This window comes from Chryseobacterium sp. SG20098, from assembly GCF_031844745.1.
Lineage (GTDB): Bacteria > Bacteroidota > Bacteroidia > Flavobacteriales > Weeksellaceae > Chryseobacterium > Chryseobacterium cucumeris.
Window position 1 is genome coordinate 3,374,880 of the sequence record NZ_CP134622.1, and the last position, 24,018, is coordinate 3,398,897.

Annotated in this window: 25 protein-coding genes; 7 read left to right on the forward strand and 18 right to left on the reverse strand. The window is 37.3% G+C overall.

Features of this window, described 5'->3' with window-relative positions:
• Positions 1 to 16: 16 nt before the first annotated feature.
• From RHP76_RS15515 to pepT, 7 genes are all read right to left on the reverse strand, one after another.
• Positions 17 to 751 (reverse strand): LytR/AlgR family response regulator transcription factor, encoded by a 735-nt coding sequence (locus RHP76_RS15515; protein ID WP_120232368.1) that lies wholly within the window; start codon positions 749 to 751, stop codon positions 17 to 19.
• The gene (locus RHP76_RS15520; RefSeq protein ID WP_311228534.1) at positions 741 to 1,802 is read right to left on the reverse strand and encodes a sensor histidine kinase; all 1,062 of its coding nucleotides are present in this window, start codon (positions 1,800 to 1,802) and stop codon (positions 741 to 743) included. The genes RHP76_RS15515 and RHP76_RS15520 overlap by 11 nt, the downstream gene beginning before the upstream one ends.
• Positions 1,803 to 1,880: 78 nt before the next feature.
• Positions 1,881 to 2,474 carry a porin family protein gene (locus RHP76_RS15525; protein ID WP_280213137.1) on the reverse strand — a complete coding sequence of 198 codons (594 nt, stop codon included), beginning with the start codon at positions 2,472 to 2,474 and terminating at the stop codon, positions 1,881 to 1,883.
• Between the two features lie 157 nt (positions 2,475 to 2,631).
• Positions 2,632 to 2,874 (reverse strand): hypothetical protein, encoded by a 243-nt coding sequence (locus tag RHP76_RS15530; RefSeq protein ID WP_047426682.1) that lies wholly within the window; start codon positions 2,872 to 2,874, stop codon positions 2,632 to 2,634.
• 156 nt (positions 2,875 to 3,030) lie between these two features.
• Positions 3,031 to 4,338 (reverse strand): hypothetical protein, encoded by a 1,308-nt coding sequence (locus tag RHP76_RS15535; RefSeq protein ID WP_311228535.1) that lies wholly within the window; start codon positions 4,336 to 4,338, stop codon positions 3,031 to 3,033.
• A 155-nt stretch (positions 4,339 to 4,493) separates the two neighbouring features.
• Positions 4,494 to 5,060, reverse strand: a complete 567-nt coding sequence (locus RHP76_RS15540) for an energy transducer TonB (protein ID WP_062672969.1) — start codon at positions 5,058 to 5,060, stop codon at positions 4,494 to 4,496.
• A 6-nt stretch (positions 5,061 to 5,066) separates the two neighbouring features.
• Positions 5,067 to 6,314: a peptidase T gene (pepT, locus tag RHP76_RS15545; protein ID WP_311228536.1), complete on the reverse strand. Its 1,248-nt coding sequence runs from the start codon at positions 6,312 to 6,314 to the stop codon at positions 5,067 to 5,069.
• 187 nt (positions 6,315 to 6,501) lie between these two features.
• Here pepT and RHP76_RS15550 point away from each other — a divergent pair, with 187 nt between their 5' ends.
• Positions 6,502 to 7,350, forward strand: a complete 849-nt coding sequence (locus RHP76_RS15550) for a hydroxymethylglutaryl-CoA lyase (protein ID WP_062672973.1) — start codon at positions 6,502 to 6,504, stop codon at positions 7,348 to 7,350.
• Positions 7,351 to 7,525: 175 nt separating this feature from the next.
• Positions 7,526 to 8,362: a sulfurtransferase gene (locus RHP76_RS15555; protein ID WP_311228537.1), complete on the forward strand. Its 837-nt coding sequence runs from the start codon at positions 7,526 to 7,528 to the stop codon at positions 8,360 to 8,362.
• A 51-nt stretch (positions 8,363 to 8,413) separates the two neighbouring features.
• On the opposite strand, the gene RHP76_RS15560 is transcribed toward RHP76_RS15555, so the two are convergent.
• The 4 genes from RHP76_RS15560 to RHP76_RS15575 are packed head-to-tail and all read right to left on the reverse strand — an operon-like array spanning position 8,414 to position 10,317.
• Positions 8,414 to 8,740, reverse strand: a complete 327-nt coding sequence (locus RHP76_RS15560) for an SUF system Fe-S cluster assembly protein (RefSeq protein ID WP_047376050.1) — start codon at positions 8,738 to 8,740, stop codon at positions 8,414 to 8,416.
• A 3-nt stretch (positions 8,741 to 8,743) separates the two neighbouring features.
• Entirely contained in the window at positions 8,744 to 9,445 is a 702-nt protein-coding gene (locus RHP76_RS15565) for a 3'-5' exonuclease (protein WP_123278685.1), read from the reverse strand.
• Positions 9,446 to 9,463: 18 nt separating this feature from the next.
• Complete coding sequence (locus RHP76_RS15570; protein ID WP_123278684.1) at positions 9,464 to 9,811, reverse strand: tRNA-binding protein; 348 nt, start codon at positions 9,809 to 9,811, stop codon at positions 9,464 to 9,466.
• Complete coding sequence (locus RHP76_RS15575) at positions 9,808 to 10,317, reverse strand: hypothetical protein (protein ID WP_277693701.1); 510 nt, start codon at positions 10,315 to 10,317, stop codon at positions 9,808 to 9,810. Before RHP76_RS15575 ends, RHP76_RS15570 begins: the two co-directional genes overlap by 4 nt.
• 288 nt (positions 10,318 to 10,605) lie before the next feature.
• Here RHP76_RS15575 and RHP76_RS15580 point away from each other — a divergent pair, with 288 nt between their 5' ends.
• Together RHP76_RS15580 and RHP76_RS15585 are read left to right on the forward strand one after the other, a co-directional pair.
• Positions 10,606 to 14,247: a hypothetical protein gene (locus RHP76_RS15580; protein WP_311228538.1), complete on the forward strand. Its 3,642-nt coding sequence runs from the start codon at positions 10,606 to 10,608 to the stop codon at positions 14,245 to 14,247.
• Between the two features lie 29 nt (positions 14,248 to 14,276).
• Positions 14,277 to 15,830, forward strand: a complete 1,554-nt coding sequence (locus RHP76_RS15585; RefSeq protein ID WP_311228539.1) for a hypothetical protein — start codon at positions 14,277 to 14,279, stop codon at positions 15,828 to 15,830.
• On the opposite strand, the gene RHP76_RS15590 is transcribed toward RHP76_RS15585, so the two are convergent.
• The 6 genes from RHP76_RS15590 to RHP76_RS15615 form a co-directional block, all read right to left on the reverse strand.
• Positions 15,746 to 16,438, reverse strand: coding sequence for a caspase family protein (locus RHP76_RS15590; RefSeq protein ID WP_311228540.1), 693 nt, complete (start codon positions 16,436 to 16,438; stop codon positions 15,746 to 15,748). The two genes, RHP76_RS15585 and RHP76_RS15590, sit on opposite strands and share 85 nt — an antisense overlap.
• 265 nt (positions 16,439 to 16,703) lie before the next feature.
• Entirely contained in the window at positions 16,704 to 17,348 is a 645-nt protein-coding gene (locus tag RHP76_RS15595) for a response regulator transcription factor (RefSeq protein ID WP_311228541.1), read from the reverse strand.
• On the reverse strand, positions 17,345 to 18,115 hold the full coding sequence (locus RHP76_RS15600) for a sensor histidine kinase (RefSeq protein ID WP_311228542.1): 771 nt from the start codon (positions 18,113 to 18,115) through the stop codon (positions 17,345 to 17,347). Before RHP76_RS15600 ends, RHP76_RS15595 begins: the two co-directional genes overlap by 4 nt.
• A gap of 18 nt (positions 18,116 to 18,133) precedes the next feature.
• Complete coding sequence (locus tag RHP76_RS15605; protein WP_123278671.1) at positions 18,134 to 18,772, reverse strand: hypothetical protein; 639 nt, start codon at positions 18,770 to 18,772, stop codon at positions 18,134 to 18,136.
• 13 nt (positions 18,773 to 18,785) lie between these two features.
• On the reverse strand, positions 18,786 to 19,331 hold the full coding sequence (locus RHP76_RS15610; protein ID WP_216443547.1) for a hypothetical protein: 546 nt from the start codon (positions 19,329 to 19,331) through the stop codon (positions 18,786 to 18,788).
• A gap of 217 nt (positions 19,332 to 19,548) precedes the next feature.
• The gene (locus tag RHP76_RS15615; protein WP_062673001.1) at positions 19,549 to 19,896 is read right to left on the reverse strand and encodes a winged helix-turn-helix transcriptional regulator; all 348 of its coding nucleotides are present in this window, start codon (positions 19,894 to 19,896) and stop codon (positions 19,549 to 19,551) included.
• A 120-nt stretch (positions 19,897 to 20,016) separates the two neighbouring features.
• Between RHP76_RS15615 and RHP76_RS15620 the strand changes: the two genes are divergently transcribed.
• A complete protein-coding gene (locus RHP76_RS15620) occupies positions 20,017 to 20,964 on the forward strand; it encodes an NADP-dependent oxidoreductase (RefSeq protein ID WP_311228543.1) in 948 nt (315 codons plus the stop codon).
• 114 nt (positions 20,965 to 21,078) lie between these two features.
• Here the strand turns inward: RHP76_RS15620 and RHP76_RS15625 are convergent, their stop codons facing one another.
• Positions 21,079 to 21,903 carry a universal stress protein gene (locus tag RHP76_RS15625; protein ID WP_311228544.1) on the reverse strand — a complete coding sequence of 275 codons (825 nt, stop codon included), beginning with the start codon at positions 21,901 to 21,903 and terminating at the stop codon, positions 21,079 to 21,081.
• 229 nt (positions 21,904 to 22,132) lie between these two features.
• On the opposite strand from RHP76_RS15625, the gene RHP76_RS15630 reads away from it, so the two are divergent.
• Together RHP76_RS15630 and RHP76_RS15635 are read left to right on the forward strand one after the other, a co-directional pair.
• Positions 22,133 to 23,251: a sensor histidine kinase gene (locus RHP76_RS15630; protein ID WP_311228545.1), complete on the forward strand. Its 1,119-nt coding sequence runs from the start codon at positions 22,133 to 22,135 to the stop codon at positions 23,249 to 23,251.
• Positions 23,248 to 24,012: a LytR/AlgR family response regulator transcription factor gene (locus RHP76_RS15635; RefSeq protein ID WP_216443543.1), complete on the forward strand. Its 765-nt coding sequence runs from the start codon at positions 23,248 to 23,250 to the stop codon at positions 24,010 to 24,012. The genes RHP76_RS15630 and RHP76_RS15635 overlap by 4 nt, the downstream gene beginning before the upstream one ends.
• Positions 24,013 to 24,018: the final 6 nt, after the last annotated feature.

Sequence of the window (24,018 nt, forward strand, 5' to 3'; positions counted from 1 at the left end):
CTTCCGGCTTTTTCTTCTATTTACTGATTAATTTCTTATAAACAACCTGATTAAGCAGTTCTTCCTTTCGGGTACGGGATATCGGAAGCTCAATTTTATTAATGAAAAGTCGCCCTCCCGAAATCATATCAATATGGGTAATATTGATGAGGTAGGATTTATGAATCCTGAAAAAATGATCTGAAGGAAGGGATTCTTCAATAGCTTTCATGGTCTGATGAATAATCAGTGATTTATCTTTAAAATGAAGCTTGGTGTAGTTTTGCATACTTTCAATGTAGAGAATGTCTACCCAAGAAATTTTAATGAAAGTATCAGATTGCCTTACATACAGAAAAGGATCATCCAGCGAAGTATTTTTTTTCAGCTTTTCACTGATGATAAATTGCTGCTGAGCCTTATTTACCGCCTGATAAAACCGGTTGAAGGCAATGGGTTTTAACAGATAATCTACCACCTGAAGACGAAATCCTTCCAGCGCATATTCAGAATAAGCAGTAGTGAGAATACATAAAGGAGGATTCTCAAGCTGTTCCAGAAATTCAAGGCCCGTAAGATAAGGCATGTTGATATCCAGGAAGAGAAGGTCTATTTCACTCTCCTTTACCTTTGCGTCGGCTTCCAATGCTGTTGCACACGTTCCTTCAACCGATACAAAATCAATCTGACCGGCCAGTTCTTTAAGATGGAATCTAGCGAGAGGCTCATCATCAATAATAAGGCATTTCATTTTAGGAATATTAGAGCTCATAACTGTCAGATAGTGTTAGTGTTAATGTTATTCTAAAGATGTGATTATCGGATTCGATATTCAGATCATGGGCGTCCGGATATTGTAATTTCAACCGTTTTTTTACATTTTGAAGACCAATTCCACCCGTTCCGTCTTTCTTTTTATAGGTTGCCATATCCAAATAGGAATTTTCGACATAAAAATAAAGACTGTTATTCTTTTCTTTGCAGGAGATTTTCACATAACCTTTATGTCCCGGTAGCCTGCAAACGTATTTAAATGCATTTTCTATGAAAGGAACCAAAAGTAAAGGAGCAATAGAAGCTTTTCTGTTATTGATCTGCCATTGGGCTTTTACGTCCAGCTCATTTCCCCACCTCAGTTTTTCTACCTCAACAAGGTTTTGGAGATACTCAATCTCTTTATCCAAAGGTACCAGTGGCTGATTGCAATGGTACAGCTGATACCGGAGAATATCCGAAAATTTCATAAGCAAAAAATCAGCAAGCTGGGTGTCCGTTTTCATCAGAATATGAATATGATTCAGGATATTAAATACCACATGAGGATTGATCTGGTCCTGTAAAAGCTTGAGCTGGTTTTCCAGATGCGCCTGCTGAAGGAGAATATGATCCCGCTCTATTCTTCCGTGTTCATTATAAAATTTTACACCACACGCTGCTCCGTTGATAAGAAATGAGGCAGGCAGAGACATATAAAACCCCTTCCACAAAAAAGGTAGCTGATCTGTGAAGTTTTCAGGAAGCTGATCTTTGGGCTCCACTTCAAGATACGTGAATATAACGGAGAAAACCAAACTAAGCATGAAAATAACCATTACCAGCTGTACCAGGAACAGTTTCATTTTCTTTTCCCGAAGTGCTTTCGGAAGAAGCTTATTGGTTAAAAAGTGAGTAAATGTAAACGAAAATGCCGCAATGATCGCAGCCTGGGTCATCGCAAGATAACTTTCTGTTGTACTCTGGAAATTAAACCACAATACAATCGCTAATACAAGCCAGAAAATAAAAGTAAATATGTATTCTTTTGCAATAAAAGATTTTGTCATGGAATTGGAAATAGGTTGATAAAAAAATTAGAAACTGCAGGGAAAACAGTTTCTAATGGTAAAGATAATTTAAGTTTCTTAGAACAGGAAATAACCTATTCCAAGGGAAAAACTGTGGGGTTTGGACTTAAATTCTTTACTGATGCTCGTAAGACCCGTCTCATATCTCAGATCTACCGTGAAGTTCTTATAATCTAATCCTACACCTCCTGTAACGCCAATATTGGATTTGTCAAACTTTTTAAACCCTTCCTGAATGGCCTGAGAGGCAGATACTTTATTGTTGAAAGCATAGCTGTAAACACCTCCGGCAAATACTCTCACATTAAAGTCATCTGCTTTAATCAGTTTATATCCTACTACCACAGGAATATCAATAGCGTTCCATGAAAGTTTTGAAGAGCTTCCGTCTTGGGATTGGTATGATGTTTTTCTTTTGTTGAACAGAGCTTCTCCCTGCACATACAGTTTTCCGATATCCATTCTTGTCATTACACCTGCCTGATAACCGAATCCGTATTTCCCTTCTAAAGAAGATTCCGTGGAGGTTTTTGTAAAGTTTACCCCTCCCTTTACCCCAATGTGAAAAGCCGGAGTCTGTTGTGCTTTAGTTTCCATGCTGCAAAAAATGCATAATAGCAATGCACTTAAAGCGAAAAATTGCTGCTTCATAATTTAATTATTGTTAAAAATCTGATGCAAAACAACAACTATGGCGGATGAAATTAAATTTTATTTGATGAATGGCAGAGATGCTTTGATAAGGATCTTTTTTAAGGTGAAAAATAAAACCGGAAGCAGAAATACTCCCGGTTTTTATTAGTTGATTTTAATAAGGTTGTTCCTCACAAATAGAAGGAGGTGTACATCCACCTCCGCCAGGATTTCCACCTCCACCTACTGCAATGCATTGTCCCGGATTTCCGTCTTCATACATTTCACAAGCGTATCCCCATGCGCATTGACAGTCGTCCTGACAATTGTAAGAGTTGCCTCCCATATGACAGCCATCTATGCCGCTGCCCAGAATTGCAGATAAGTCTTTTCTCAAAAGTTTTTTCATTGTTTTCATGATAATTGGTATTAAAAGTTATTGTTGACAATTGTACATCCTTGTAAATATAATAAAATTGTCTTAATTTGTTGTAAATGAATTTTATGTGGAGCTTTTATGTAAAGAAAAGCCACTCTGAAAGTGGCTTTTTATGATGAATAAGAAAAAGAGTATTTAGAAATTAAATTCCTTCTGGTACAGTACACGTTCTTTTTGGAAAAGAGGAATGGTTCCTTCATATCGTAAAGGAGCAATTCCAAAGCCGTAGAACATATCCGCCTGGATTTTACCTTTTACTGTAATCACTCCTTTTCTTGCAGGAACAAGAGTTAATCCTAAAGATGAAAGGGCAGAGGCTCTTCCTTTCAACCCTGAGTTAGCAATAGGAATGGTAAGGAACATTAATCCTACAGCTCCTTTTGCTTCTAAACCACCTTCAGCAGATAAATTTCCCTCTGCAAGAGTAATAGCAGGTTCTGATTTCTTTTGAAGATTAATGTTAATCTCCGGAGTTTTGCTTACTAAAAAGTTAGCATTTCCTTCAAGATCCAAAAGCTTTGCCTGTACTTTTCCTGTAGCCTGTACTCCCAGAAAAGGTCCGGCAGATAGGGTCGGGCTTAAGATCAGTCCTGTAGGTCCCAAAACAATAGGAACGATAGGAATATTTAGATAGTCTGTAGTACTTGCGGTGTAGCCCAGGCTTCCTACAATAGTTGCCGTACTCTGAAGTTTGATATCATCCATGATGAGGTTAACATAGAAGTTAGACAAATGTCCCCATGAGAATGTGATATTATAATCAATCTTTGGTGTAAATCCTCCTTGTACATTTACACTGGATGTTCCAGCTGAAGTTAGAGGAAAGGAATACGTTTTATTAAAATTATAACGGTTGAAAGTAATTAATTTCTGATTTTGAAGGTTTTTAGCTTCAATAGAATGTATTCTTTGATTGATCTGCTCAGAAACCATCCCTTCTACAGGAATATAATTCACCATTCTTCCATCAATATTGACGGGAGCTTTACCGGATGGATCATACACACCGCTCAGGGTTCCGCTGTAGATAAATTCTTCAAGCTTCGCACTGGAAGTCTGTACTGTAAATTGGTTGTTCAATTTTGAGACAGAACTTACTTTTGAAAGAATGGTGTTCACTTGATCTCCTTCTATTTTAGTCCCTACAATAACTGTTCCCACGGAGATGCTATCCGTTTGCGGTGTCATACGGCTAAATGTAATTTCTCCTTCATTGTGAGTTGAAATGGCATTTACTGATTCATCATTCAGAATAATAACATTCTTCTGTAAAGTCAGATTTCCCAAAGTCTTCATAGGGGTAGACTCTGTAGGTTTTTCAACAGGAGCATCCGCCGGATCATCCTGAGAACAAGACGTTAAAAGAAACAAACAGAAAAAAGAAAATAGAAAGGAAAAGTAAAAATTTCTGTTGATTTTAAAGTGGTTGGATTTCATTTTCATATAAAGTGATTTTAAGGTTTAATCAAAATTAAGTGAATTATTTAAAACTTACAAAAGAATTGTGTTAAATTAATATCAACAACATAATGATCTTTGATTATGTTTTTATTATATGAAAAATAAAAACCCGCTATGATGATAGCGGGTTCTGTATATTATTTTTTAAAGGACATTGTTAAAGGAACGGAAACATTTGAAGAGACCGGTTTCCCTTTGTCTTCTGCAGGTTTCCACTTGCCCTTATCTTTAATCCGGTAAAAAGCGGCTTCAATGAATGCGTTTACATCTTCATTGTTTCCTTTTACCTTGGGATCAAGAGCGTTCCCTTTGGAATCTACAACAAAACTTATCGTTGCCTTGTAGGTTTCCGAAGAAAAGTTAAGAAAATCAAGATTTACAGCTTCATATAAAAGTTTTTGAAAAGCGGTTTTTCCTTTATCGTATTCTGCTTCCTTACTCACTTTTGTTTTTACAGGAGGATCTGCGTTGATCATTTTCTGATCCTCAAGAGAAGCTTTATCCAAAGCGGTCTTGTAAGCTGTTATTTTATCCTCTGTCAAAAGCCATTCTTTCTTGGTTCTTAAATCATTAGGCTTAGGATATTTATTATACAGAGCCGTTTTCTTTCTTTCATAGCGTGAGTCTGCCCTCTGAAATTCAGAAACCTGGGCACTGCTGAAAATAAAAGTGAAAATGAATGCTGATGCTAAGACCTTTTTCATGATTTATTAAGCTTTTACAATATTAATAATGACTTCAGTTGCTTTTTCCATGCTTTCTAAAGCTACATATTCGTATGGTCCGTGGAAGTTGATTCCTCCTGCAAAGATATTCGGGCACGGAAGTCCCATATAAGAAAGCTGAGCACCGTCTGTACCTCCTCTGATCGCTTTGATCTTAGGTTCTATACCTGCTTCAGTCATTGCTTTTGCAGCAAGATCTACAATGTGCATTTTACCTTCAAACTGCTGCTTCATGTTTCTGTATTGTTCTTTGATCTCTACTTCAGCAGTTTCTTCCCCATGTTTTTGATTGAATTCAGCTACTTTTTCTTCCATGAATTTCTTTCTGGCTTCAAATTTATCTGCATCATGATCACGGATAATATATTGAAGTTTAGCCTCTGAAATATCAGCCGTAATATCCATTAAGTGATAGAACCCGTCAAAACCTTTTGTTGTTGCAGGCGTTTCGTTAGCAGGAAGCATTTGAGCAAATTCAGCCGCTAATAGAGCTGCATTGATCATTTTTCCGTAAGCATAACCGGGGTGAACACTTAATCCGTGGATTTTCACCACGGCTCCGGCCGCGTTAAAGTTCTCATATTCAAGTTCTCCAACTTCTCCGCCATCCATTGTATAAGCCCATTCTGCACCAAATTTAGCAACATCAAACTTATGAGCTCCTCTTCCGATTTCTTCGTCAGGAGTAAAGCCAATAGCAATTCTTCCATGTTTGATTTCCGGATGCGCGATAAGATATTCAGCAGCTGTTACAATCTCTGCACAGCCTGCTTTATCATCAGCACCAAGAAGCGTATTTCCGTCAGTAGTAATTAATGTCTGACCAACATATTTTTTTAAGCTTTCAAATCTTGAAGGAGATAGTGTGAATCCTGTTGCCTGGTTCAAAATAAGATCGTTTCCATCATAGTTTTCCCAAACCTGAGGTTTTGCATTTTCTCCGCTGAAATCAGGTGAAGTATCATAATGTGAAATAAATCCGATGGTAGGTCTGTCATCATTTTCAAGGTTAGAAGGAACATAGCCCATAATATAACCATTGCTGTCTATAGAAACATCTTCCAGACCGATGGTCTTAAGTTCTTCAGTAATATAGTTGGCAATATCCCACTGACGTTCAGTAGAAGGTGTAGTTTCACTTTCTGCATCACTGGTTGAATATATTTTTACATAGCTAAGAAAACGGTTCAGTAATTTTTCTTTCCACAAAGGGTTGAATTCTATTGTACTCATCAGATATCATAAATTTTAACAAAGTTAGCAAATTTGATACTGAGAATACGTTATTTGCGATTTAATATCAATTATTGAAATTATGAATCAGATATAAATATTTGAAAATCAAAATAGTGTTAGCTTTGTATATATAGTGTACCAAGTAGTTTAGTTTTATTATATTTGAGAAAATCAAAAAGTAAAAATGTTTCTTACCGAATGTCCTAGAGATGCAATGCAGGGATGGGGAGAATTTATCCCTACCGATAAAAAAATAGATTATATCAACTCCTTGATGGATGTTGGCTTTGATGTATTGGACTGCCTGAGTTTTGTTTCTCCTAAAGCGATTCCGCAGATGGCTGACTCTGATGAGGTGGCAAAAAATATCGACAAATCACGTTCCAAGACCAAAGTTTCTGCTATTATTGGTAATTACAGAGGAGCCGAAAAAGCACTAAAACACGAGTCAGTAGATATTCTGGGCTTTCCGTTCTCTATTTCTGAAACTTTTCAGCACAGAAATACGAATAAAAGTCAGGAAGAAGCTTTCGATGAAATCATTAAAATGCTTGAGCTGGTAAAAAGTGAAGGGAAACAGCTTAATATCTATTTCTCGATGGCTTTTGGAAATCCATATGGCGAAATGTGGAAGTGGGAGGATGTTGACCAATGGGCACAAAAGTTTTCGGACATCGGAGTAAAAGATATTTTATTATCAGATACTACCGGAGTGGCAACTCCTGAAACGATTGCTCTTTTGTTTGAAAAAATACCTTCAAAATATCCTGAAATTAATTTCGGGGGACACTTTCATAACCGTTATGAAGATTCTTATTCAAAATTAAAAGCGGCTTACGATCAAGGCTGCCGAAGATTTGATAGTGCCATCAAAGGAATCGGAGGATGTCCAATGGCTAAAGATGATCTTGTGGGAAATATGCCTACAGAACAGGTGATCAATTTTATGAGTGTGGAAAAAGCTGAACATAAGCTGAACCTTCTGAACTTTGAAAGTTCTTATAACAAGGCGAAGGATATTTTTCATTTTTAAGAAGAATAAATTTCTCGCAGATTCTGCAGATCCCACAGATAGAAAAGAAGATCTGCTTAATCAGCAGAATCTGCGAGAAAACTATCAATAGGAGCGGGCTTTAGCCCGCTTTACTATATTAAAATACATATGGCTTTAGCCAAAACATAATTAAATTAACCCAAAAATCAACAAAATGACTCCAATAATTTCGTCATCTGAACTCAAAAATATCCCTGCTGAAAATCTTATTATTATTGATGCTAGAACCGGAAAAGATGCAAAGCAAAACTACCTTGATAAACACATTAAGGGAGCCCGGTTCATAGATCTGGACAGAGATCTGGCAGAGATTGGAGAAAATGCTGCTTTTGGAGGCGGGCATCCGCTTCCTTCCGTAGAAAAGTTTGCTGAAACGCTTTCTGATCTTGGGATATCAGAAGAGGCCCATATTGTTGTCTATGACGACAAAAGTGCTTCCAATGCAGCAGCAAGAGCATGGTGGATGCTGAGATCTTTCGGGTTGGAAAAAGTTCAGGTTCTTGATGGCGGAATGCAGGCAGCGGAAAAAGCAGGATTAGAATTTTCTTCCGGGGAAGAGAAATTTGATAAAGCAGCTTTAATTAAAAAAAATCACTGGAGTCTTCCGGTTTCGAGTCTGGAAGTGGTTGAAAATGAATTAACAAACGATTCTTCTACAGTTATTGATGTAAGAGATGCTTATCGTTATAAAGGAGAATCTGAGCCTATTGATTTGGTCGCCGGTCATATTCCGGGAGCGATTAATATTCCTTTTTCTGAAAACCTTGATGAAAGCGGAAATTTTCTGAGTCCGGAAATCTTAAAAGAAAAATACAGCAAGTTATTACAAGATAAGCCTGATCGTCTGATCATTCATTGTGGGTCAGGAGTTACTGCGTGTCATACAATTTTAGCCCTGGATTATGCAGGATTTCCCATTCCGGATCTGTATGTAGGTTCATGGAGTGAATGGAGCAGGAGAGAAGGCAAGGAAATCGCAAAAGATATTTAAAAATAAAAACCCCGAAAATACTTCTTCGGGGTTTTATATTGTTAAGAGTAATTAAAGCATTCCAAGCTCAAACTTCGCCTCTTCGCTCATCATATCCTTATTCCAGCTCGGTTCGAAAGTAAGCTCTAAATCTACACTTTTTACATGCTCTACTTCAGCCACTTTATCTTTTACTTCCTGAGGAAGTGTTTCTGCAACAGGACAGTTGGGAGTAGTAAGGGTCATTATAATTTTTACGTCAGCATCATCGGAGATCTGGACATCGTAAATCAGCCCTAATTCGTAGATATCTACCGGAATTTCAGGGTCATATACGGTTTTTAATACACCAATGATTTCCTCACCAATGTCAGCAATTTGATCGTCTGTAAATTTCATTTTTTAATCTAGATTGATATTCCTTTTCAACAAATCTTCCTGACGCATGCGCCGGAAAATATTTGCCAAAGTTAAGACATCTTTTTCACAATAGTCAACAATTCTCTGCAAGTCTTTTTCTATGTAGTAAATTGATGAAACCATTGAGCCGTCAATATCATCTTTCGGAGTAGGAATACCAAAGACATGCGCCAGTAGTTCCAGCGATACAAAACTCTTATAGTCTCCGAATTTCCAAAGCTCCATTGTATCGATGTGAGGAACTTCCCATGGTTTTTTCCCAAACATCTGAAACGGGGCAGGAGGCTGCATTCCATTGATTAGATATCTTCTGGCAATCCAAGGAAAATCAAATTCTTTTCCGTTATGTGCACAGAGAATCACATTGTAAAGCCTTGGACTGTTGAAGATTTCTCCAAATTCCTGAAGCATTTTCTTTTCATCATGTCCGGAAAAGCTTTTTATTTTTAACGTTTCATTCTTTTCGACCATTCCGATGGTGATGCAGATGATTTTTCCAAATTCGGCCATAATACCGGCTCTGTCATAAAATTCTTCTGCGGAGATATCGTCTTTTCTCTGAAATTTGGTTTTTTTATCCCAAAGATATTGCTCGGTTTCAGATAATTCGTCCCATGATCCTGCCTGTGGAACAGTCTCAATGTCAAGGAATAAAACTCTTTCTAAGGGTATGTTCTGTATCATATGTGTTTTGTTGGGTATCTATCCTACCTGCATTCCATTTTTTGTTGGCAATGAAGGAGCCAAAAGTGTAACATCTTTTTTGTCCTCTCCATATAAGCCTAACACAAGACATTCGCTGAAGAAATTGGCAATCTGCTTTTTAGGGAAATTGACAACCGCTAAAATTTGTTTTCCTACAAGTTCTTCTTTTTTATAAAGAGAGGTAATTTGAGCAGATGATTTTCTGATTCCCAGGTCTCCAAAATCTATTTCCAGCTGATACGATGGATTTCTTGCTTTTTCAAAATCATTCACAGAAATTATCGTTCCGCATCTGATGTCTATTTTTTCAAAATCTGCCCAGGTGATCTCTGGTTTTACTGTCATGGTAATTCGTTTATTAAATGTTCTACTTCTGTTTTCTGTTCTGCATACTTTTGCTGCAATACTGAGCCTTCACCCATTCTTTTGTAGTATTCCAATGCTTTTCCTCCAAAGAATTTTTTATGAAAATCCGAAACTTCCGGGATCTGCGGGAAAACTTTGTGAAAAAGCATTTCATAATACGCCTGAAATTCCCTTTCATTTTTGTCTTCAATAACTTGTCCGGGTGCTTTTTGTCTTACATGAAGCATTTCGTGGGCAACCATATTCAGAACAAGGTTCAGGTCAAAATCAAATAAATTTCGTGGGATCATTACGGTTTGGGGTCCTCCCAGGTCTCCTTCTGCCGTAAGAAGCATTGAAGTAGGAGATAGCTCTTCCCTGAAACCAAATCCCGCAAAGTTCTCATGTTCCAGCTCAAAAGAATGGATCAGATACTTGGCAGCATCCAGAATCTGGTTGTGTTCTTTATAAGCCTCAAGGTGTAAGTTGATCTGCTCGAAATTCATCTGAAGTATGTTTTAAACAAATGTATTAAAATATTGAGAATACCAATAGTTTTTGCTCCAAAGGTTTAGAGTAGAAAAATAAATTTTTTTTATACGTCAAGTTCTGTCGCTTCTGGGGGTGATCTTTGCTTCAAGAAAAAACACAGAAAATGAAACTAGACTTAAAAATTCCAGGTGGACATCTTTTGCCGGAAACCACCTAAAAAAATAAGGCTAAAACCTGAAGACATTCTACTAAAAAGAGCTTCAAAATCTTAACCTTTATAAATCAATACAAAATTACACAAAATGAACGATATGGAAAATAGTACTACAGATGTTCCTGTAGAAAATACACCATCACAAACACTTTTCAGATTTGTAAGCCTGAGAAGCCCTGAACTATCTGATGATACCAAGAAAGATAAAAGATTCATTGTTATTCCTCAGGATCTGAAAAATGATAACGCCTTTTATGTCCCTGTTGTTAACGGAACCGGAGCTAAACAAAAATTACTGAAAACATGTGCCGCTAATTATGCAAATAATCCGGAACGTATTTCAACAGACCCAAACAGTGCGAATAGTTTAGAGGGTTTCAAAAGAACCTATAAGGCTTACTATGTATTTGGAACCTGGTTAGCAAAAAATAAGACTATATGTACTTATGAAGAGGTAATTGCTAAAAGAGCCGTTTTGACAGATCCACAGGCTACTCCCGCAACCCCTCCTCTGATCAGTTTATGGAATAATCTGATTTATCAGGTGGTAACTCAGAAAGATTTTTACGTTAAGGAAGTTATCATGCAGGTGCTTCTGGCTCATCACATTCTTTCTGTTTCAGACAAAGAGGAAATGAAGACAGCACTTGGGGCAAGAGTTGTTTTGCCTAAAGAACTGATGATGGATGACAAGGCTCTTTCTAACTTGCAACCTTCTTCAAGAATGGTTTCTGAAGGCCCTAAAGAAACTTTTCCAACACAGGAAATGCAACAGCAACAGCTTATCTCTGCTGCAAAGATCAAATTGGAAAGATATGAGGCTTTAAAGAAAAACCTTTCCAGTATTGAAAGATTATATAAAGCAGAATATCAAAAAGAATATGCGGCAGCAGAAGAAATTCACCAGAAAGAAATAGCCCCGCTTATTGAACAATATAATAAAGATGTAATCGCAAATAAGGATAGATACTGCCAGGTACGAAATCAGGATATTAAATATGATCCGGCAGATCCTTGCCAGCAAATTCCGGAAATTCCCAAGCCGCAATTACCTAAACTTAATTTTCAATTTAGACAGGAAATAGAGGCAGATTCTCTATTAAGAGCCATAAAGCCGGAAAATTTAGATACTTTTTTGGATGTACTTGGGTATGATTTTCAGAAAGATGCAGGAGAAGAACGCTCAGCATCATTAAACTCTACAGATCTTAATATTTTGTTAGAGGGTAGAAATACCTTTTCCGAGATTGATATATTAGTAAAAGAAGCTGTTGAAAAATCCAACAATATTATTGTGGAAAATACTAATACGGAGCATGAAAGATATACTAGTATAGGAGGAGTTCTTATTCCGGTAGCAAGAACAGTGGCGGTTCCTTTTACCTATCAGATTTGTCCAAAATATGTTCATAAGGGATTTACTTTTGATATCGCACTTACCGTTCCGGATTCATCTTGGGAGGTAAGTAATATCTCTTACAATCTTACTCCAGGCAACGGTTCAGCAAACATCAATAGTGATTATTATGTAAAGTCCAGATCAGGAAATATTATTTTCCTCAATGATCTTTGTATGCCTGGATTAGACTTTAATACCATACAGGATGCTTCTTTAAGTGCTAAAATTATGTTCACGAATGGAAAGCTTGCCAATATCTATGCCAGTAAACTGCAGGCAAGAGCATGCCTTTCTGATAAATTTTTGCTAGAGGTGGATGAAGGAGAACCTGTAGATACTGAAGATGAAAATAATTTTATTCCGTCAGGATTCGGATTTAAACAAATTGGTATTGCAGACTATTTGAAAGTGGAGCAGACCACACATGCCTATGTTGAAGGCGAAGTCGCCCATATTGAAAATATTATGGCCAGAGAGTATCGTGAGAAATCAACCAGAAAATTAAGAAGAAGTGAAAATACTACTACTACTTCTTCTGATACTGAAAGAGAGCAGCTTACCGATACGACAACAGCTACCCGTTTTGAAATGCAGAATGAGATCGCTAAAATGATGCAGGAAGCATCAGACAGCAATACTCAGTTTGGGATAAATGCAAGTTACAAAACAGTAAATGCAAATATCAATACGAGTTTAGGATTAGGTAATGCCAGCCATAGTTCCAGAGATGAAAGTACCAGACAAGCCGTTACTCAGGCCCAGGATATTACCGCAAGAGCTATGGACAGGATTGTCACAAAAGTTCACGAAGAAAGAATCGAGAAAATTATTGAAGAATTTGAAGAAAATAACACTCATGGCTTTGATAATAAAAAAGGAGATAAACACGTAGTAGGCGTTTACAGATGGGTAGATAAATTGATGAAGAATCAGATCTATGATTATGGAAAACGTATGATGTTTGAGTTTATGATTCCTGAACCAGCAAAACTGCATTTGTTGGGGATTGCGAAGAGCAAGTTTGTAAAACCTGAGGATCCAAGAACTTCTGATGTAATGCCGATGAAGGATCATACAGCATTGGAAAATGATGTGATTTTTAAGTATTGGGCAGGAAAATATAATATTACTGCAGACAAAAGATTAAAGCCTGTTATTTATATTTCAAATGCATTTTCTGAGAAAAACCTTGGAGTTGATAATGAATATGGAGTAGGAAGATGGACCGGTGTATATCATAATAATGACTTTAAAATTCCTGAAAATTATGAAGCCATTTATGTAAAAGGCTCTTTAAGAGCTGGTGCAGGTGCTATGAATGATGGATTGGGAATGAATTCTAGACATACTGTATATGTTTGTGGTAAAGAAGTCGGAACAGCAGTAGATATGCCTCTGGATTCGATAAAAGATAAAATTACAATTTCTTTTATTTCATGGGATATGAAAGGAGTTACTGGTTCACTGGTTGCAACCTGTCAATTGACACAGGAAGCCAAAAGGGAATGGCAACAGGAAACTTTTAAGGCTATTATTGATGCATATGAAGTGGCTCTGATTGAATATAATAATGCGGTTTCTCAAGAAGAAAACAAAGCTTCTGCGATTAAAGGCTCAAATCCTAACTTTTACAGACAGATTGAAAATACGGTTCTTAGAAAAAATTGTATTTCCTATATGGCAGACAGAGCCCCGAATGCTATTCATGGTTACGGTTTATCAGGGTTAACTCAGGGAAGTTCATTTACTGATTATGAAACGAAGCTTTCTAAGGATCTTGACAAATACTCCGCTTTTGTAAAATTCATGGAGCAGGCATTTGAATGGGAAAATCTATCCTATTATCTGTACCCATATTATTGGGGAAATAAACACAACTGGTCAGATTTGTATAAAGCAGAGAATACGGATCCCGTTTTCACGGCATTTTTACAAAGTGGAATGGCCAGAGTGGTGGTCACGGTGCGTCCTGGTTTTGAAGGTGCTGTACAATTTTATCTGGCAACAGGAAAAATCTGGAATGGCGGTGAAGTTCCTGTCATCGGAGATGACCTTTATCTATCAATTGTAGATGAAATGAAGCAGCCAAAAGGCAAAAAACATGGAAAAGCATGGATTACCAGACTTCCTACTACTTTAAATATTCTTCAAGCTGAAAGTATAGGATTAAAAGTGGCTCACGCCCTGCCATTTACGGAAGAAAATCCAGATGACTTTGAAGTTCCTTCCGAAGTAATTACTAAGGATAGATTCAATTTTGAACCCAATGACAATCTTCTTGGAGTGGAATCGCTGGAAGGACAGAAAGTGATTTTGGGAGACTGGAAATAACATAATTATTAACCTTAAAAAATAAAAAAATGCCAATTATAGGAAAAATTATACGTGTCAATGAATTGCCTCCCATTGGAGAAAGAGAAGTGAACGCCATCTATCAGGTAGCTGCAATAGGTTCTCCCACTTACACAGATTATGCTGTTGATGAAAACGGAGATTTAAAAACGCATGCCGTTGTTGATGGAACTATTCCCCTGGAATTAGCTGATAATCATGTCAGTATTTCAAATGCGGATCTTTTAGCAGAAGGAATCGCAAGTCAGGCTCAGTATAATATCAAGACAAAAGAGAAATTAGCTAAGAAACTGGAAATTCCTGTGACAGATGGAAATGCGCAGGATTATCCTAAAATCATAGGAATGAATGATAACGGAAATGTTGCCAAACTTCCTGCAGGTGATCTGGGGAAGAATATGATGAATGCAAACCTTTCCAACAGTGCAGCAAGAAGCCATACTCTTAACGCCTCATTTTCGATCAATACCTTAGGAAACCCTTATGTGTTATCCGGGCTGCCCAATAAGAATTCTGACACCGTTAATTTTCAAAAAGTTGTAGTTCAAAATACCGATGGCTTAAACGCTATTGTTGACAGTAAAAATCTACTGTTGGAAATGCCCAATCAAATGACAGAAGCTGAGAGAGCCGCATGGAAAACTAAAATGAACGGAGGATGGAGCACAGGAACAATGAGTGTTGCAGTCATATCTCCCCCCATTGTGGACAAAACAGATAAACCATTTTGGATTAATCTGAAAGGAGCCAACTTAAATCTTCCTTCCACAAGTTTTAAAGTGGAGCTATGTACCCAGGATAGTATTTCTGCGGATACTGCTACTGTTGTTGCCATCATCCCTGGTTCACAGGTTCAGTTGTATACTAATGGAATTGATCTGACCTTCTACTACAATTTCAAAAATATTCCGGCAGGAGAATATAAAATAAGACTGTGGAATGGGGTAGCATGGTACTTAACAAGTTTTACCATCCGTGTGGCAAGCCAGATCCAGCGTGTTCCTCTCAATAATATTGTTTGGGAACAGAAAATATACAATAATGCTGTATCATCCGCCATTACACAGGCAGGAGCAGCCGTAAGTTACAGTTCTGACAGTAATGTAAAGACTCCTGCCGATGATTCAAGTTTCATCGCAGCCAGAAAGACCAATCAATTGATTGGTGCAGATGAAGATTTTTACATGAATGTTGAAATTACAGGTAAAACAGCAACGATAAGTGGACCAAACGGCTTTGGAACGATGACCCATTTTATAGGATTAGTAAATGCCGCCAATGGAGTAGATCTCTTAAATCAAACGGTTGCGAATATCAGGCTGGTTCAGTCCTACTGGTATCCTATGTGTAAAATATTCCCTGACAATTCTGCAGAGACAGTAACTACTGCAGAGCCTACCTATGCTCTTAGTGCAACATTTATAAGACGTGGAGGAAGCTGGACAGTCATTGTCAACTTCAATAACAAAACGGTTACCTATACCAAAACAGGGTATACAGGCCCGGTTGCCTTCGGAATGTATAACATGAATACAGGCGGAAATACAGGCGTAAACGTATGATTCATTCCGGCAACAGGCACAAGCGCTTTAGTGAGAACGGTTGATTTTTTTGAACTTTTAGAAGTCTCCATTTCACTGGCGTAAGTGAGATAAAATTCATCCTCAAGCATTGGAGGGATATAGCGGGCTGTTTCGTTGAGAAGATCAGCTTCCAGTCCCAGATCCATTTTTCTGGTTCCTGTTCCCGAATAACAGCAGTCGAAGATAACTTCCATATTTACTCCGGCTTTTAGCTTGCTGAGAACAGTTTTAAAATCATCATCCCGAATGACACCGTTATTGGCGTAATCATGCGGACAAATAGCTTCGTCCAAACCATCCAGTTCAAGATCCGATCCGATATTGGCCACTCTGGTTCCGTGTCCTGAATAATAAAAAACGAGAGAGTCTCCTTTTACGCTTGTGCTGATCATGGATTTCAGATAGTTCAATATATTCGCTCTTGTAGCATTCTGATTGGTCAGGATTTTAATCTTTGCGGGACTAAAACCACAGATCACCAATGTGTTTGCCATATCTCTCGCATCGTTTACACAGCCGTTAAGATCCGGACCTCCGTATCCGATGGGTGCATAATCATTAATACCTACGATAAGTGCTTTTTTCATTGTATTAGTTTTAAAAAATATTCCCTACTCTGTTCCGGCTTTTCGGGGGCTGCCTTTTTGTGTTTTTTTCTATGACAAAATTCCATCTTTCAGAAGAGCAAAAACAGAGGAGAAAACCGCGTTTTGAAAAAGGAAAAACACCTTTTTTGTTTGTGTATGAGTGGGTTATGAAATAAAAATCCGGCAGCTTGAAAAGCTGCCGGATACGTCTATAGAATGTAAAGATGTTTATTTTTTCAGGGAATAAATAGGATTAAAAATTAAGTCAGCACAAATCATGGTTCAAAGCAAAAAGTACCAGACCCGCTCTGTTTTTTATATCCAGTTTCACAAAAACCGAATCTCTGTAGCCATCAATGGTTTTGGGACTCAGGCACATTTTATCCGCTATTTCTTTGTATGTGAGTTCACTGCAGGCCCATTTGATAAACTCTTTTTCCCGGTCTTTCAGCTCTGAAAGCAAAGACGCATTTTTGGCTTCTTCTGTTTTTACTTTCAATAGTTTTTGAGCCACAAAATCAGTATAAAAGCTGCCTTTTTCAAATACCGTTTCAATGGCCTGGAAAAGAATGGAAGGCTGCATATCTTTCAGCAGATAGCCTTTAGCGCCGGCCTTTAACATTTTAATTAATATTCTTTCATCATCATCCATGGTAAGGGCAATGACTTTAATATCAGGATAATGCTCTGTAAGCCATTCTGTAGTTTCTATACCATTTTTATAAGGCATATTAACATCCATCAGAACTACAGCAGGTAATTCTGAAGCCTTTTCCACACCAGCAATAAATTCTTCTCCGTTGGGATGATTCATAATGACCCGATATTGAGTGTTTTCTGTGATCATATTCTCCAGTGCTTTGGAGATTAAGGTATGATCATCAACGATTGCTATGGGAATTGTTTTCATAATAAATTTTTATGATAGGTTATCAAAGTTTGTGTTCCTTTATTCAGTTCTGATTGTATAGACAGTTCAGCATGAATCAGCTTGGCTCTCAGTTCCATATTTTTCAATCCTGAGCCATCCTGAATACTGCTTGTATCAAAGCCTCTTCCGTTGTCGGAGATACTGATGTGTAGTTTATCACAGTCATCTTCCATGTGTATGGAAACATTTTTGGCTTTGGAATGTTTCAGAATATTATTGATACTTTCCTGGATAATTCTGAAAAGGATCAGTCCGTGTTTAGGCGAAATATCAATATCCTGTTTTTGAGTAATAAATTCTATTTTCAATAATTTTAGTTTTTTGATCCTTTTCACTTCTCTTTCAATGGATTCTGCCAGTCCGAAATGAATGATCTGTTCAGTAATCAATGTTTTAGACAGGTTTCTGATATCTTGTATACATTCTCCCAATAATTCATTGAGTTCGATGAGATCTTCTTTTTCTGTATTTTGGAGTTTGGTAATCAATTGGTTCTGGCGTAAGCGGACTACGGATAGTTTTTGACCCAGATCATCATGTAATTCCTGCCCGATATAATTCAGAGTCTGTTCTTTCATTTCTACCTGGGAAGTCGCCAGTTCCTTTTCAAACCGTACATCTTTTTCCTTCTGCTCAATCAGCAGGGTTGTTTTTTTCCTGATAAAAACCGCATAAATGAAGACCATTGTCAAAACAACGATGAATAAAGTAATCGTAAAGATGATGACCAGATTATTCTCTTCCATATCTGCAAAGCTTTTATCTTATCTTTCCTGTTTGTTCCAGATTAAACCTAATATCAGTATCCCGTTACTGATCAGATTCAGCATAAATAAAATGAAGAAATAAATCGTCTCCGAAACAGTAGTCCTGAAAAAAAGTATCGGAATGCTTCCAATAAAAAATATCATTAAAGATACTGATATCCAGAAAGGTAAATAGTTTTTGATTTCCAATACTTTATCAGAATTAAAGGTTTGGTACAGGAACAAAATGATTGAAAACAGCAACAGGAGAATATCTGCATAGAGCATATTAAAAGAAAAATGATGAAGCAGATCATCTTCTGTATAAAACATCACAACAATATTGAGGACAAAAAGAATCAGGATGATGGTCTGTATCTTTTTGAGCATCGGAACATACAGTAATTGGTAATAATACAATAAATACAAAAAAAATACAATCATTAAAAAACCAATTACATAGAAGATGTCCGTAGGCAGATTGGTCAGCTTGAAATAGAAATAACAGGAAATATCAATCAGGGAAAACAACAGATATCCTATAATAAAAAATAAATTCTCCTTTCCGGTTTTTCTGTATTTTATGACCATTAGAATCATCACTACAATGGAAATGGCCATCGATATCTGTTTCCCTGTTTCAATATTCCAGTTCATAATGCTGTGTTTTTTAAGGCATTGTTTCTGATAATGCTTTTGGTGGAGGCGCCAGATTGGTCATGTTCATAGATTCTATTGAAGTAACGTCTGTGTTTTCTTCGGTGGTGGCTGATCTGGCCATGGCCTTCTCTCTTTCTCTTTTTTGGGCGGTAGGTACTAAAAATATAGTTTGGTAACCTGCATATTCAGGTTTTGCCATTCTGTTTTTAGGGTGGTTCATTGGGTATTTTCCCATGTAGATCCTGATTCCCGGATTTTTTAATTTTTGTTTTCTGGCATTTTCTTTTACATATTTAATATAGCCTTCCATATCTTCAAGCGAAAACCAGTACCATCGCGAATCGGGTTCGCCGTTTCTGTACTTCATGAGAATTTCATGATTGGTTCTGGTGTATTCATCAAAAAGAACGCGCCCTTCACGGTAGCTGATCAGTTTCTTTTTATAACTGTTGCTTACAGGTTCTTTAGGAGGTTCGGTGCAGCTAAGCAGACAAAGAGCCAGAATAAGAGCTGCACAAAGCAGAGGTGAAATCTTAGTAAAAAAGGAAGTTTTCATTTTTATGGTTTTAATTTTATGGAACAAAATTAGCGAACGGCACAACTATAAAAAAGGGTGAAAACACTGTTTTTATCCTTTATTAAATTTACGACTTTTTGATATTCAGTTGAATAGGAATTACGAGGTTTGTTTTTTTAATTAAAAATATCCAATGGTATTCCTTCAATAATAAAATTAAAACCATGATGAACATTCATGGCTTTGCAGGAAAGGTTTACCTTTTTATCCTCTCTTTTTCAATCTGGTTTTCACCCCAAATTCTCAGATAATCAATAAAAGGAATGAGTTCGGCGCCGGTTTCCGTTAGAGAATATTCTACCTTAGGAGGAACTTCGTGATACACTTCCCTATGGATAAGCCCATCATCTTCCAGTTCCCGGACAGTCTGGGTAAGCATTTTAGGGGTAATATCAGAAAGGGTTTTACGAAGTTCGCCATACCGCATAACTGTCTTCAGATGAAGATACCATAAAATACGGCCTTTGTACTTTCCTCCAATCCGTTTAAAGGCATAGTCAACAGGACAGGATGGCTCATTGGTAACTTTTTTTATTTTTAACATTTTTTCAATGGTTTGATAATCAGTATTAGTATGTTTTTAGTATGTAGATTACTAAAAAGTACATACTTGCTGCAAAGATATGATGAGACTACATTTGTCCGATAATTAAAATCAAAAAAAATGAAAGCTGTTATTGTAAACGAAGCAGGAGGCGTTGAAAATCTTCAATTTACGGAAATAGATAAGCCTGTCATAGGAAATGATGAAGTATTGGTAAAAGTAGTATCGGTAAGCATTAATCCTGTAGATGTAAAGTCCAGAGCATATGAAGGAGTTCTGAACTGGATTTTTGAAGAAAAGAGGCCCGTTATTTTAGGATGGGATATCTCGGGAGAAGTCGTAGAAACCGGGAAAAGTGTAATTGATTTTAAATCTGGAGATGAAGTCTTCGGAATGGTCAATTTTTTTGGAAAAGGAAATGCCTATGCAGAATATGTGGCTGCTCCGGCGGCTCATCTGGCATTAAAGCCTCAGAATATTACCCATCAGCAGGCTGCCGCGGCCTCAATGGCTGCTTCAACGGCATATCAGGCCTTAGTGGATGTTGCCGGAATTAAAAAAGGAAGCAAGGTTCTGGTCCATGCCGCTTCAGGTGGTGTCGGTCATTTTGCTGTTCAGATGGCGAAGTATTTTGGGGCATATGTTATCGGCATATCATCCGGTAAAAATAAAGAATTTGTTTTGTCGCTGGGGGCTGATGAACATATTGATTATACAACAGAAAACTTTTATGAAAAGGTGCAGGATGTAGATATCGTCATTGATACCCTTCAGGGAAAAGCTTTGTCGGATTCGGTAGATATTGTAAAAGAGAATGGTATTATTATAACACTTCCGACGCCTGAGATTCCTGAGGATATTGCATTGAGAGCCAGGCAGAAAAAGGTGAATATTGAGTTTATGATGGTACAGTCTAAAAAAGAAACTGCAGAAGCAATTGCGGGCTTATTGAAGCAGGAAGCATTGAAACCATTTGTTTATAAAACTTTCCCGTTTGAAGACATAGCACTGGCACACCTGGAGGTTGAGACCAGCCGCGTTGCAGGAAAAGTAATAGTAAACCTCTGAAATAAAAACAGGACCGGAAATCTATTCCCGGTCCTGTTAAACAAGATTAAGTGTAAAATTTAGCCTTTACAGGCAAAAAGGATAATTCAAATGTGAACAGATTTTTATTGATTCTTAATCTATGTTTAAGGGAATTGATAGTAATGGTAATTTATTCTTGTAGGCCATTATGGCTGTTTTGCTTCGATGGAAAAGAGATTCTACAAGATTGTATTTATAAGGAATCATGGTTAAAAGGTCCGGGCTGGTCAGTTTTATTTCCTCCTCAATCGCTTTGATGACTTCAATGGACTGAATCATTTTAAAGCTGTACTTAATATCATCCAGATCGTACCCAGAATTAAGGTCAATATCATGAATAACCTCAGCAAAATCTTCTAATCTTTCACTTACATTGAATACCTCAATCTCAGCATTGAATTCATTAATAAAGTGGTAAATATCATTCATGGCAGACCAGGTCATGCTTTTATGCGTATCATAAGCAAAAAGAATTTTCCTGATTCCTGTATATTCTACATGAGCGGGAACAATGAGTATCGGTTTTTTAATTCTGTGTATAGCTCTTGTTACACTGTTTCCCAAAAGCTTCTGTTCCAGAGTTTTTTCAGCCATTCCCATCACAATAAAATCACAATCGTGAATCTGCATACAGTTTTCAAGCTCTTCAATAAAATTGCCGGAAGCCAGATGATGCTGGTTTTCAACAGTATATAATCTTTTAAGTTCCGCTGCCTTATCCTCCATTTTTTTCTGATTTTTAAGCGTTTGAGTGTAGAAAAAATCAGCTGAAGCCTGTGCATTCAGGGCATGGATGGAAACGGACTGAAGATTGAAAAGTACCATCCTGTATTTGTTTTCTTTAGCCATAGATGCTGCATAATGAGTGGCATTTTCAGCTTCGTGGGAAAAATCTGTGCAGACAATTATTGTTTTCATTGTACCGGATTTAATATTACAAAACTATGATAGACAGTTATTCCCTGATTGTAAAAATAATGTGATGTTGCATAAAATGATGATGAAATGTCTTTTTCAGGTGATGAACCGTCACATTCATTTTAACTCTGCTATTTTACGTTTCAGGTATTGTTTTGGCGGTCTCGTCCAAAATAGAAGATACTCATATAAAATCTATTTCTATATTTACATTCATAAAGTCCCGGATATGAACAGGATTTCTGCCATCAGGAAAAAAATAGTACGGAATAAGAAGATTCTTTCCACCATGAAAAGAAGGCTGGTGATCTGGGCCTTAGCAGTGGTCACTTTCTGCGTTTTTTCCTACCTTATTGATCCTTTTGATCCCGTTTGGAAAGGCTACCTTGATGCTCCTTTAAAAATGATTCTCGAAGATGCCACATGGATTATCTTTTTTTCAATCATTATTTCTGAGGTAAGTATATTTATAGACAGAACACTTAATAAGTGGCTTCCCTGGAGAAACAGAACCGTAAAGCGATTATTCATTCAGTGTTTGCTTCAGATCGTGGGAAGTGTTTTGATTGTGATTATTATTAATGCAATCGTGGATGGTACTTCAGTAACATTACCTGAAATGGATTCCCGCAAAGAATATACGCTGCTGGGACAATGGATTGCTACTAATATTGTCATATCGTTGATTATCAGTGCTTTTAATACTGTTGATTATTTATTGGAAAACTGGAAAAAAACAGCAGTAGAAGCTGCCCAACACAAACTGAGGGCATCAAAACACAAGCAGGCTGCAATGGCGGCAGAACTTCAGGCACTTAAGCTTCAGATTGACCCGCATTTTATTTTCAATAACTTAAGTGTGTTGTCAGAACTCATCCTCGAAGATCAGCAGTTGGGGTATGAGTATTCCGAGAAATTTGCGAGAGTATACAGATACTTATTGGTCAATTCCAAAAAAGACATTATCGCCGTAGAAGAGGAACTCAAATTTTTAGAGTCCTATATCTTTCTGATTGAAAAAAGAATAGGGGAAGGCGTTATATTCAAAATAGATATTCAGGAAGAGTGCAGATCCAGATTTACCCTTCCGCTGTCTTTACAGTTGCTGGTTGAAAATGCTATTAAGCATAATCAGACATCCAAAGTAAACCCTCTGGAAATTCACGTTTATACAAACCCTGAAGGAGAGCTGGTAGTCTCTAATACATTTCTGCCTTTGATCAACAAACCGGATTCCTCAGGAGTAGGGCTTACCAATATCGTTGCACGATATGAAATCTTAGGATATCCTAAACCTGTAATTGAAAAAACTGAAGATAAATTTATTGTAAAACTCCCATTGATATGAAGATTAATAAAGTTTTAATTGTTGAAGACGAAAGACCGAATGCTGACAGGTTAAAAAGACTGTTGTTGAAGTTAAGACCCCATATTGAAATATTGTCCGTGGAAGACTCGATCACCTCAACAGTACACTGGCTGGAAAATAATGTTGTCCCGGATGTCATTATGATGGATGTACGCCTTGCAGATGGTCTCAGCTTTGAAATATTTAACAAACATGAAGTTAAGAGTGCCGTCATATTTACCACAGCATATGATGAATATGCAGTACAGGCATTCAAATACAACAGTGTAGATTATCTTCTGAAACCTGTTGAAGAAGAAGAGCTGGATGCTGCTTTAAAACGCTATGAAACCTTTATGGAAGCCGTCCCGGTAGTAGGAACAGCCATTGAAGGACTGTTGAATTATATCCAGCCAAAAGACTATAGAAAACGTTTTCTGATCGCCCACAGAGACGGATATAAAACCGTGCTGGCAGAAGATATCCTTTACTTTTATACCGAATTGGGAATCAGCAAAGCCATGCTGAATACGGGAGTGGTAGAAAATGTTCCCCAAACCCTGGAAGAACTTGAAAAACAATTGGATCCTAAATTCTTTTTCCGTGCCAACAGACAATTTATCATTCATATCAATTCCGTTAAGCAGATTTTAAATCATTTTAATGGGAAACTGAAGCTGGAACTAAGGAAACAGCCTGATATGGAAGTGATTGTAAGCCGGGAAAAGGCTTCCGTTTTCAAATCCTGGATGGATTATTAATCCTGG